The sequence below is a fragment of the Flavonifractor sp. An112 genome, assembly GCF_904377885.1.
GTDB lineage: Bacteria > Bacillota > Clostridia > Oscillospirales > Oscillospiraceae > Flavonifractor > Flavonifractor avicola.
Window position 1 is genome coordinate 37,788 of sequence record NZ_CAJFGT010000010.1, and the last position, 10,107, is coordinate 47,894.

Consider the following 10,107-nt stretch of genomic DNA (forward strand, 5'->3'; position numbering starts at 1 on the left):
CAGAAGCCCGCCCTTACCGATTCAAAACGCCTTCCACCACACGCCAGATGCCCTGGGTGTCCTGACTGGACTGCACGTTAGAGAAGCCCTGCTCAATCAGCAGCTGCTCCACATCCGGAGCCTGTCCAATCCCCACCTCAAAAAGGAGGGAGCCGCCCAGCCGCAAAGCGGGGCCCCACTGGGCAGTCACCGCCCGGTAGAAATCCAGGCCGTCGGCGCCGCCGTCCAGAGCGGTACGAGGCTCAAAATCCCGGACAGAGCGGTCCAGCCCGGCAATATCTCCGGTGGGAATGTATGGCGGGTTGCAGGCAATGACGTCAAAATCCCACAGCGCTCCGTCCGGAGGCTGAAGGGCGTCGGCCTGGAAGCAGGTCACCCGGGCATTCAGGTCACACCGTCGGATATTCTGCTTGCAGGTTTTCAGGGCCGCCTCGCTCAGGTCAGCCAGCACCACCCGGCAGTCGGGCACGTTGGAGGCCACCGCCAGACCCACGCAGCCGCTGCCAGCGCACAGATCCAGCACCCGTGCCCCCTCCCCTGCCGCCCGGGCCAGCAGAATGGCCCGCTCAGCCAGCAGTTCAGTATCCATGCGGGGGATGAGTACATCCCGGTTGACGGTGAGAGACAGGCCGTAAAATTCCCACTCCCCAATGATGTAGGCCACCGGTTCTCCGGACAGCCGCCGCTCCACCAGCTCCTTCAGCTTCTCCTCCACCGCGTCAGAAGCATAGAGGGCCATATCCCGGTAATACTGCTCCCGGTTCTTTCCGGCGGCAGCGCACACCAACTCCCGGGCCTCCAGCTGGGCACCCTCCACCCCTGCTTCCCGCAGGCGGCGGCGTACGTCCAGATAGAGGTTGTTGTAGGTGGTTGCCATGCTGTAACCACTCCTCGTCTCTCTTGTTCTCTCTCAAAACACCTTTATTGGGTGTTACCACCGATCTTTGCCCTGTTCCTGGGGCAGCACCAGGGTAAAGGCCCGGATGCCCACCTCAATCATGGAGTCGTCCGGCTCAAAGGTGGTCCAGTTCTGGAGCCACATACCGGGAGCGGACATCATGCGGGTGAACCAGTTGTCATGGCGGCCCACCAGGCGGTTGAACTCGTAGGTCAGGCTGACGATCACCGGCAGCAGCAGCAGATGCAGACCCATCCGCAGAAAGGTGTTGGTCACCTCCACAAAGGAGAAGACCACGCTGGACAGCAGGATACTCACCACGATGACCACGAACAGGAAGCTGGTGCCGCAGCGGGGATGGTGCCGGGGCTGCTTGCGCACATTCTCCACCGTCAGGGGCAGACCGTGCTCATAGCAGAAGATGGTCTTATGCTCCGCCCCGTGATATTGGAATACCCGATGGATATCCTTCATGTGGGAGCACAGGATCAGATAGCCCACAAAGATCACAATACGAACCACACCCTCCAGCACGTTGCGCAGCCACATGGCCAGGGGGGTAAAGTGGCCCAATAGGCCCACCAGGGCGGTAGGCAGCAGAATAAAGAGTCCCACCGAGAAGCAGATACCCAGCACCACCGCCAGGGTCACCAGGGCGGAGGCCGCCTTTTCGCTGCCCAGGTGCTTGTCCAGCCACTGCTCAAATTTAGAGGGTTCCTCCGGCTCCTCCTCGTCCTCAGGCACGAAGGATGCGGAGTACATCAGCGCCTTGACGCCGTTGGCCATGGAGGAACAGAAGTTAAAGACGCCCCGGATGAAGGGCACACCCAGCACCGGATGCTTGTCCTTGATGAGCACCCGCTCCTCTACCTGCTCGGCCAGTTCCCCGTCCGGCTTGCGGACCACCACGGCCTTTTTCTCCGGCCCCAGCATCATGATGCCTTCGATGAGGGCCTGACCGCCGATCATGGTCTTATACGGCGTGTCGCAGGCACGTTTCGTCTGTTTTGACATTCGTTCCATGTTCTCCTTGCTATTTGGATTCATATCTAACATATTGTATCAGACCCGCACCCCGATTGCAAGGGGTGCGGGCCTCTTTTTTAAAACAGATGTTCGATTTGCCTGACATTTCCTCACTGGGGCTGGATGGGCAGACGGACGGTGACGATACAGCCGCCCCCCTCGGCGTTGCCGATCTCCAGTACACCCTCATGGCGGCTGACAATCTCATCGCACACCGCCAGGCCGATGCCGGAGCCTCGGGCCTTGGAGGAACCCTTGTAGAACTTGTACTTGACGTGGGGCAGCTCCTCCTCGGGAATGCCAGGACCGTAGTCCCGGATGGTGATGACCACCATATCCTCCTCCCGCCGGATGGCGGTATCAATGCGTTTACCCGAGCCGCCGTGCTTGGCGGCGTTGTCCAGTAGGTTGCAGAATACCTGCCGCAGCCGCTCCGGATCGCCTTCAATGGGCGGAAACTCCTCGTCGCAGTCGAAATGGTTGAGCTCGATGCCCTCCCGGCGGAAGAACTCCCGGTAGGTGTATACCGCGTCCTCCAGCTCCGCCTTGATGTCCATGGGCTCCACCGACAGGGTGAAACGACCGTCCTGGATGCGGGAGAACTCCAGCAGCTCCTCCACCATGTTGGTCAGCCGCCGGGCCTCAGAGACGATGATGCCCATGCCCTTCTTCACATCGGCGCCGTCCCGCACCTCGCCGTTCATGATGGTCTCCGCCCAGCCGTTGATGGCCGTCAGAGGGGTACGCAGCTCGTGGGACACCGAGGAGATAAATTCATTCTTCATTTTCTCGCTCTGGTTGATCTTCAGAGACATATCATTGATGGCGTCGGTCAAATCACCGATTTCGTCGTCAAAGCGCTTTTCGATCTGCACGCCGTAGGACCCGGCGGCGATGCGCTTGGCGGTCTCCGTAATTCCCGCCACCGGCTCCACAATGGAGCGGACAAAGTACAGGTTGGAAAAGTAAACAATAGCCAGGATCACCATACCGATGCCCAGGGAGATGGCTACCACAATAACGATCTGCCAGTCCACATTCCGCAGAGAGGTAACGTAGCGCATGGCACCCACCACTTCCCCGTCGATGATGAGGGGGCTGGTGGCAGCCATAATATGCTCCCCAGTACTGGGGTCGGAGCCGGTCCACACCTCGGTCTTGCCCTGGCTCAGCGCCTTGGAGATATCAGGGGTACCCGGAGAACGGAAGGCAGTCAGGTCCGAACTGGAGTAGCGGATCTGGCCGCTGGCGTCCAGGAACTCCACCTCCAGCTGGTCGCTGGACTGGTCGCTGCCCACCAGCGTCCGGGCATACTCATAGTAGGAGTCGCCGCTGGCCCGGTAGTAGTTGAAGCTGCGCACCGCGCTTTCCGCCTTTTGGGACAGAGATTCGCTGAGGGTCGAATAGTAGTAGCTGCCCATGGCTGCGGAAAAGGCAGTCACCGCCAGCAGCACGATGAAGAGCACCACGCTGATGGAGTTGACCATCCACCGCTTCCGAATGCCGCGGATGCCTTTGATTTTCTTCATAGGTCGATGTTTCACCACCTGGGTTTGATAAAAAATAGCGCGTCACAGGGTTGGGTGGCCGCCGTCAGAAGCCCCACTTGTAGCCGTAGCCCCATACCGTTGTTATAAAGGTAGGATTCGTCGGGTCGTCCTCGATTTTGATGCGCAGGCGGCGGATATTCACGTCCACGATTTTCAGCTCGCCGAAATAGTCCCGGCCCCACACGGAGTCCAGGATCTCCTCCCGGGACAGAGCCTTCCCCGGATTGTCCATAAACAGCTTCATAATGGAATACTCCACCTGGGTCAACTTAACCCGCTGTCCGTTCTTCTCCAGAGTTCGGTTGCGGGTGTTCAGCAGGAAGGGTGGCTGACTGATCTCGCCGGTATCCACCGCCTCCGCCCCGCCGGTACGGCGGTACAGGGCATCAATGCGGGCGGTGAGCTCCGCCGGAGAAAAGGGCTTGGTCACATAGTCGTCGGCGCCGGTCATCAGCCCGGTGACCTTATCCATCTCCTGAGTGCGGGCGGTGAGCATAATGATGCCGATGTTATTGTCCCCCGCCCGGATACGGCGGCATACCTCAAAGCCGTCCATATCAGGCAGCATGATGTCCAGCAGCGCCACCTTGATATCTGGATTGCGCTTGAGCTGGGCCAGGGCCTCCTCGCCGGTCTCGGCCTCGATGGCCTCATAACCGGCCCGCTTCAGGTTGATGACCACAAAGCTGCGGATGTTGGCCTCGTCTTCCAGTACGAGTACCTTTTTCATCCCATTCCCTCCTTATATTCCTGTCCGTGTCAGGACCAGTCGTTGGTAATCAGTGCAAAGTGTGCCTTCACGCCACTCTCGTCCAGTCCGCAATCCCAGCTGTTCTGGATGAAGCGGGCGGCATAGATGGTGTCGCTGTCGTCATCCCCCTCCAGCAGCCGGAAGCGGCCCGACATATTGGCCCGCATATAGCGGTTGTCACCCCGCAGGGTGTAGATCACCAGGAATGGGGCCGGGTCCACACTGGCGTCTCCCTCCCAGCAGGAGAAGATGACCGCCCGCTCTCCCCCGCCGGCCACGTCGCTGCGGGACAATGTGATCTTGCCGTCCCAGCTATCCGGCAGGATAAAATACCAGCCGTCCTGATCGTTGTAGTAGGTGGAGAAGACCGGATGGGAGTTGCCGTTGATATCGTACTGCCGCCAGCGGATGGCCCAGAAGTTCACCGCAATGCTGGTGCTGCTGGGATCAGGCAGCGCATAGGGGTCAGGCAGCTCCATAATGCCGTCATTATTGATGTCTTTTGCTGTCACCGCTGTATACCAACGGATGGTATTGTCACTCTCCCCTGTCTCAGGATCCAGGGTGATGTTCTGGATCCGTCCGTTTTTCCAGGCGAAAATATCGGTGATCTGCCCGGTCTGGCTGTAGGCGGTGCTGGAATCGTAATCGGTCTCGCTGCCGCTGCGGCCATAGGCAGAGCTGACAAAAACCGCCGGGATGTTATCCTGCAAATATCCAGTCTTAACTCCGCCCTCCGGCAGGCTGGTAACATTGTGGGACAGGAGCGCCGAGGAGTCCAATCCCAAGATGCCGTTTTTGTAGTTGTACAACTCCACCCGGTTGCTCTCCTCTGTGGCGCCGGTCTGGATCACCACGACCTCGTCCTGGCCATCCTGGTCCATATCGCAGATCTGGAAATTGGTATAATTGGTACGCATCAGCTCCAGTACCTGGCCGTTATGAATGGAATAGGCAGCCAGGGAGTGGTTCTGATCGCTCATCATCTGCCAGCTGACGATGATCTCCTTGCTGGGACTGTCGTCCAAATTCTCATAGGAGACATAGTTGATGGCCGAACCCTCGCCTTCAATAATGGCCGCCACCTCATAGTCGTCTCCGGTCTGACGATAAATGTAGATCTTCAGGGGGCGCTCCGACGAACTGACCCGGAAAAAAGCGATGGCCTCCTGAACACCGTCGCCATCCAGATCCTGAAGCTGTACCTTCTGGGTCAGTTCTCCGGTGAGGGGGGCGGCGTACTCGCCGCCGGCGTTAAGGACTTCGTTGATCTTATTATCCAGCTTCAGATAGTCGTCCGGCGCTCTGGGCGGGGCGTAAAGGTCGTCCACCGACTGGGAAAAGCAGCCTGTCAGCAGCATTAACAGCCCTGCCGCCAAAATCAGTCTGAGTTTTTTCATGGATTTTCTGCCCTCCGTGGGAATTTTCGATAGTGTTATCATAACACATCTTCCGGTGAAATGGTATGGCGTTTTCTGAATTTATTCCGATTACAGGGCTTGCCATCTGTCCGCAATTCGTGTATAATACCATCCAGACCTCATATAAGATGCCGGTGTGATGGAATGGTAGACGTGACGGATTCAAAATCCGTTGGTGGCAACATCGTGTGGGTTCGAGTCCCACCACCGGCACCACGTCGGAGCAAAGTTCGCTTTGCTCCGACGTCTTTTTATGCCCGTGGCAAAAAAAGAAGTCATCTGCCCGCTCCCTTGCTCCTCCTTTCCAAATCGAACCCGCTCCGCTGGGCTGCGGTTTGATTTTTACCGCTTTATCAGAAATTTTTAATAATTTTTGTTTCAATATGTGGTATCATTTGCAAAAATTAAAGTTCATTCAAGGAGAAGGAAAATGATTGCCAACCAGCTTACGCGCTCCAGGGACGCAGCAGATCACGGGATATCCTTAAACACACTGAAATACATTGCAATTTTGGCAATGACCATCGACCATATCGCCTTTGCATTTGTACCCCTGGGCACGCCTCTGGCCATTCTTATGCATACCATTGGAAGAATAACAGGCCCCATTATGTTCTTTTCCGCCGTGGAGGGGTACCATCATACAAGCAATATCCGCAGATATATCCTTCGCTTGGCTGTATTTGCAATCATCAGCTGGCTCCCGTTTTTGTATTTTAAGTACGGCGGCGACCTGTCGGGTGCTCCAGTTATGCGTCCAAATGTGATCTACACCATTCTTTTAGGTGTATTGGCCATACACATCCGCAGGAATGCACATCTAAAAAATCCGGTCCTCAAAACACTTTTAATTTTGGCTCTGATCATTCTCTGTGTTCCGGCGGATTGGGGCTGTACAGGCATTATAATCATCCTTGTTTTGGATTACTTCTATACGAACTTTAAACACCAGGCATTTGCATACTGTATGGTAGTTCTGCTCAATATGGAGATACTTACCATGCTTACAAGTCCCTTCTTCTCCCTGTTTTATGACCACACTTTTTATATTGATACAGAATATTACTTATACTCGCTCCAAAATATCGGGGCATTCATTCCCATCATCCTGCTTTCTTTCTATAAAGGACAGCACGGGTCAAAAAGCAGCTTCTCAAAATGGTTTTTCTACATCTTTTACCCGCTTCACCTTTTGGTGCTGGGATTTCTGCAAACACTCTGAGAAAAATGCGGGAACAGCGCAGATGCTGTTCCCGCACAGTTTATAAAGAAATAAAATTTGTACCAGAAAAATCCTTCGACGCACTGATCCCCCGGCGCTGGTCGCGCCGGGGGATCTCAGTGATATGAAGTTAAACTGCCTTACACCTGGCTCAGGAAACGGAGGAAGGCCTCCTTGCCCTCCAGAGTACGGGCGTAGATACCGGCGTGTTCCAGCACTTTGGCAAGCACCAGGCCGGTCTCATGGTAGACCACATCCAGGGCATTGTCAGGAGTAACCTGGGAAGCAAAGCCCTCTGCCCAGTCAGCATGAGCTGCAGTCAGCGGGTCGGAGCGCAGGTCGCCGCCCTGTGCCAGCTTGTCCGCCACCGCCGCCAGTTCGGTCTTGAGCCGGGCGGGCAGTACCGCCAGGCCCATGACCTCGATGAGGCCGATGTTCTCCTTCTTGATGTGGTGGAGCTCGGCATGGGGGTGATAGACGCCCAGGGGATGCTCCTCGGTGGTGATGTTGTTACGCAGCACCAGGTCCAGCTCGTAGTCGCTCCCCCGCCGCCGGGCGATGGGGGTAATGGTGTTGTGAGGCTCACCGTCGGTCTCGGCGTAGATGAAAGCGCTCTCATCGGTATAGCCCCGCCAGCTGGTCAGGATGCGGTCGGCCAGGTCAATGAGCCGCTGGGGATCGGCACAGGTAAGGCGCACCACCGACATGGGCCACTTGACAATGCCGGCCTGCACATCCTCATAGCCCGGGAAGGTGAAGGGGGCCTCCACCGGTGCTTTCTCCATGGCGAAGGTATAGCAGCCGCCCTGGAAATGGTCGTGGGCCAGGATGGAGCCGCCTACAATGGGCAGGTCGGCGTTGGACCCCACGAAGTAGTGGGGGAACTGACCCACGAAGTCCAGCAGCTTGCCGAAGCAGGCCTTGTCGATCTTCATGGGGGTATGGACACTGTTCAGGCAGATACAGTGCTCATTGTAATACACATAGGGAGAATACTGCAAAAACCAGGGAGAACCGTTAATGGTAATGGGCACAATGCGGTGGTTCTGGCGGGCGGGATGGTTTACCCGTCCGGCATATCCCTCATTCTCGGCACACAGCTGGCACCGGGGATAGGCGGAAGCAGGCAGGTTGCGGGCCGCCGCAATGGCCTTGGGGTCCTTCTCCGGCTTGGACAGATTGATGGTGATGTCCAGCTCGCCATACTCGGTCTGGGCCTTCCACTGCACGTCCTTGGCAATGCGGTCCCGGCGGATATAGTTGGTGTCCTGGCTGAATTTATAGTACCAATCGGTAGCCGCCTTGGGGTCCTGACGGAACCGGTCGTTGAAGGTGTCAATGACCTGGGCGGGACGAGGCGTAAGGGCTCCCATGAGCCGGGTGTCAAACAGGTCCCGGTAAGTTACGGTGTCCTCGGGCAGCATTCCCCGGGCACAGGCGTCGTCGGTAAGGGCGCCCAGAATGACGGGCAACTCCTCCTCCCCTACCTGTCCCACTTCCGGCAGGGCGCAGCTGTCCACCCGCAGGATGTCCAGCAGGGTGTTTACTGCCCAGATCTGCTCCTCAGGCCGGACAAGACCCTTCTCCACGGCGTAGGACACCAGCTTGGCAATAGCCTGGTCACGCTCCATGCTCAGCCCTCCTCAAAGCCGTTGGGATGGCTCTTATGCCAGGCCCAGGCGGAGGCCACGATGGTGTTCAGGTCGTTGTACTGAGGCTTCCAGCCCAGCACCTTGATGGCCTTCTCCGAAGAGGCGATGAGCTGAGCGGGATCGCCCGCCCGGCGGGGAGCCATCTTGGCGGGGATGGGGTGTCCGGTAACTGCCCGGGCCACGTCCACTACTTCCTTTACGGTAAAGCCCACACCGTTGCCCAGGTTGAACACGTTGTTCTCCCCGCCCTTGAGCAGGTAATCCAGAGCCAAAATGTGAGCCTGGGCCAGATCGGTGACATGGATATAGTCCCGGATGCAGGTGCCGTCCTTGGTGGGATAGTCGTCGCCAAAGACGCTGACCGCCTCCCGCTGTCCCAGGGGCACCTGGAGAATGATGGGGATCAGATGGGTCTCAGGATTGTGGGCCTCGCCGATCTGGCCGGAGATATGGGCACCGCAGGCGTTGAAGTAGCGCAGGGCCACGTATTTCAGGCCGTGGGCCTTGGAAACCCAGCTCATCATGTGCTCCATGGACAGCTTGGTCTCGCCGTAGCAGTTGGTGGGCACAGTACGGTCGTCCTCCAGGATGGGCACCCGCTCCGGCTCACCGTAGGTGGCGGCGGTGGAAGAGAATACGATCTTGTCCACGCCGTGGGCCACCATGGACTGGAGGAGCACCATGGTGCCGTGGAGGTTGTTGTCATAGTACTTCAGAGGATCGGACATGGACTCTCCCACCTGGGAGGAGGCGGCAAAGTGGATGACGCCCTCGATGTCCTCGGCCTGGAACAGGGTATCCAGAGCCCCCCGATCCCGGATGTCCAGCTGATAGAATTTTGCCTTGGGATGGACTGCGGCTTTGAAGCCAGTCTGCAGGTTGTCGGCCACCACCACGTCCCGGCCGGCGTCAATCAGTTCATATACCGTATGGGAGCCGATGTATCCGGCTCCGCCCAATACCAAAATCGCCATTGTTCAGACGCGCTCCTTTCACTTCACTGTATGCACTTGTTCAGGGCCAGAGAACGGTGCCGCCCACAGGGCGGATGGACAGCACATGACAGCTGCCCTTCCCCAGGCAGGCCTCCACCTGCTTGCGGAAACTCTCCAGCAGATCCAGCGGCACAAAGGCCTGGATGGTACCGGCAAAGCCTCCGCCGTGAACCCGGCAAGCGCCCCGGCCGGACAGAGCCCGCTCCGCCACGGTGAGCGCCACCGCCATGGCCTGCTCCTTCACCGCGCCGATGGGAGTAATATTCTGGAGCAGATCCCAGGAGGAACGGCCCGACTGTTTCACCACTTCCAGGAAGGTATCCATATCTCCCTGCTCCAGGGCGTCGGCCTCCAGCTTCACCCGCTTGTCGTCGGCAAAGAAGTGGAGGGCACGGAGCACCGCCCGGTCCCCTACCGCCTTCCGCAGCTGGGGCAGGGCCTGGATCACCTGATCCTCCTCCACTTCCCGCAGCACCTGTTTACCAAAGTAGGCTGCCACCGCCCCCATCTCCTGGGGCACTGCGGCGTACTCCGCCGTCAGGTCGGCGTGGCTGGCCCCCGAGTCGATGATACACAGGGCATAGCCCAGGCC

General features: G+C 58.0%; 9 protein-coding genes, 1 tRNA gene and 1 pseudogene. 3 read left to right on the forward strand and 8 right to left on the reverse strand.

What is annotated here, in order from left to right; genetic code table 11:
* Positions 1-13: 13 nt before the first annotated feature.
* From prmC to IHN22_RS02825, 5 genes are all read right to left on the reverse strand, one after another.
* The gene (prmC, locus tag IHN22_RS02805; protein ID WP_087187357.1) at positions 14-877 is read right to left on the reverse strand and encodes a peptide chain release factor N(5)-glutamine methyltransferase; all 864 of its coding nucleotides are present in this window, start codon (positions 875-877) and stop codon (positions 14-16) included.
* Between the two features lie 54 nt (positions 878-931).
* Complete coding sequence (locus IHN22_RS02810; RefSeq protein ID WP_191433343.1) at positions 932-1,912, reverse strand: DUF1385 domain-containing protein; 981 nt, start codon at positions 1,910-1,912, stop codon at positions 932-934.
* A 122-nt stretch (positions 1,913-2,034) separates the two neighbouring features.
* Positions 2,035-3,453, reverse strand: coding sequence for a sensor histidine kinase (locus IHN22_RS02815; protein ID WP_242959421.1), 1,419 nt, complete (start codon positions 3,451-3,453; stop codon positions 2,035-2,037).
* A gap of 64 nt (positions 3,454-3,517) precedes the next feature.
* The gene (locus IHN22_RS02820) at positions 3,518-4,204 is read right to left on the reverse strand and encodes a response regulator transcription factor (RefSeq protein ID WP_087187359.1); all 687 of its coding nucleotides are present in this window, start codon (positions 4,202-4,204) and stop codon (positions 3,518-3,520) included.
* 29 nt (positions 4,205-4,233) lie between these two features.
* Positions 4,234-5,625, reverse strand: a complete 1,392-nt coding sequence (locus IHN22_RS02825; RefSeq protein ID WP_191433344.1) for a hypothetical protein — start codon at positions 5,623-5,625, stop codon at positions 4,234-4,236.
* A gap of 151 nt (positions 5,626-5,776) precedes the next feature.
* Between IHN22_RS02825 and IHN22_RS02830 the strand changes: the two genes are divergently transcribed.
* The 3 genes from IHN22_RS02830 (at position 5,777) to IHN22_RS02840 (ending at position 6,868) form a co-directional block, all read left to right on the forward strand.
* Positions 5,777-5,862 (forward strand) — tRNA-Leu (locus tag IHN22_RS02830).
* On the forward strand, positions 5,835-6,080 hold the full coding sequence (locus IHN22_RS02835; protein WP_143383243.1) for a hypothetical protein: 246 nt from the start codon (positions 5,835-5,837) through the stop codon (positions 6,078-6,080). Before IHN22_RS02830 ends, IHN22_RS02835 begins: the two co-directional genes overlap by 28 nt.
* On the forward strand, positions 6,077-6,868 hold the full coding sequence (locus IHN22_RS02840; RefSeq protein WP_087328121.1) for a TraX family protein: 792 nt from the start codon (positions 6,077-6,079) through the stop codon (positions 6,866-6,868). Before IHN22_RS02835 ends, IHN22_RS02840 begins: the two co-directional genes overlap by 4 nt.
* A 140-nt stretch (positions 6,869-7,008) precedes the next feature.
* Here the strand turns inward: IHN22_RS02840 and galT are convergent, their stop codons facing one another.
* The 3 genes and pseudogenes from galT to IHN22_RS02855 form a co-directional block, all read right to left on the reverse strand.
* Positions 7,009-8,499, reverse strand: a complete 1,491-nt coding sequence (gene galT / locus IHN22_RS02845) for a UDP-glucose--hexose-1-phosphate uridylyltransferase (RefSeq protein ID WP_191433345.1) — start codon at positions 8,497-8,499, stop codon at positions 7,009-7,011.
* A 2-nt stretch (positions 8,500-8,501) separates the two neighbouring features.
* Positions 8,502-9,494: a UDP-glucose 4-epimerase GalE gene (gene galE / locus IHN22_RS02850; RefSeq protein WP_087187367.1), complete on the reverse strand. Its 993-nt coding sequence runs from the start codon at positions 9,492-9,494 to the stop codon at positions 8,502-8,504.
* Between the two features lie 40 nt (positions 9,495-9,534).
* Positions 9,535-10,107 (reverse strand): annotated as a pseudogene (locus IHN22_RS02855) (galactokinase); the annotation flags it as partial.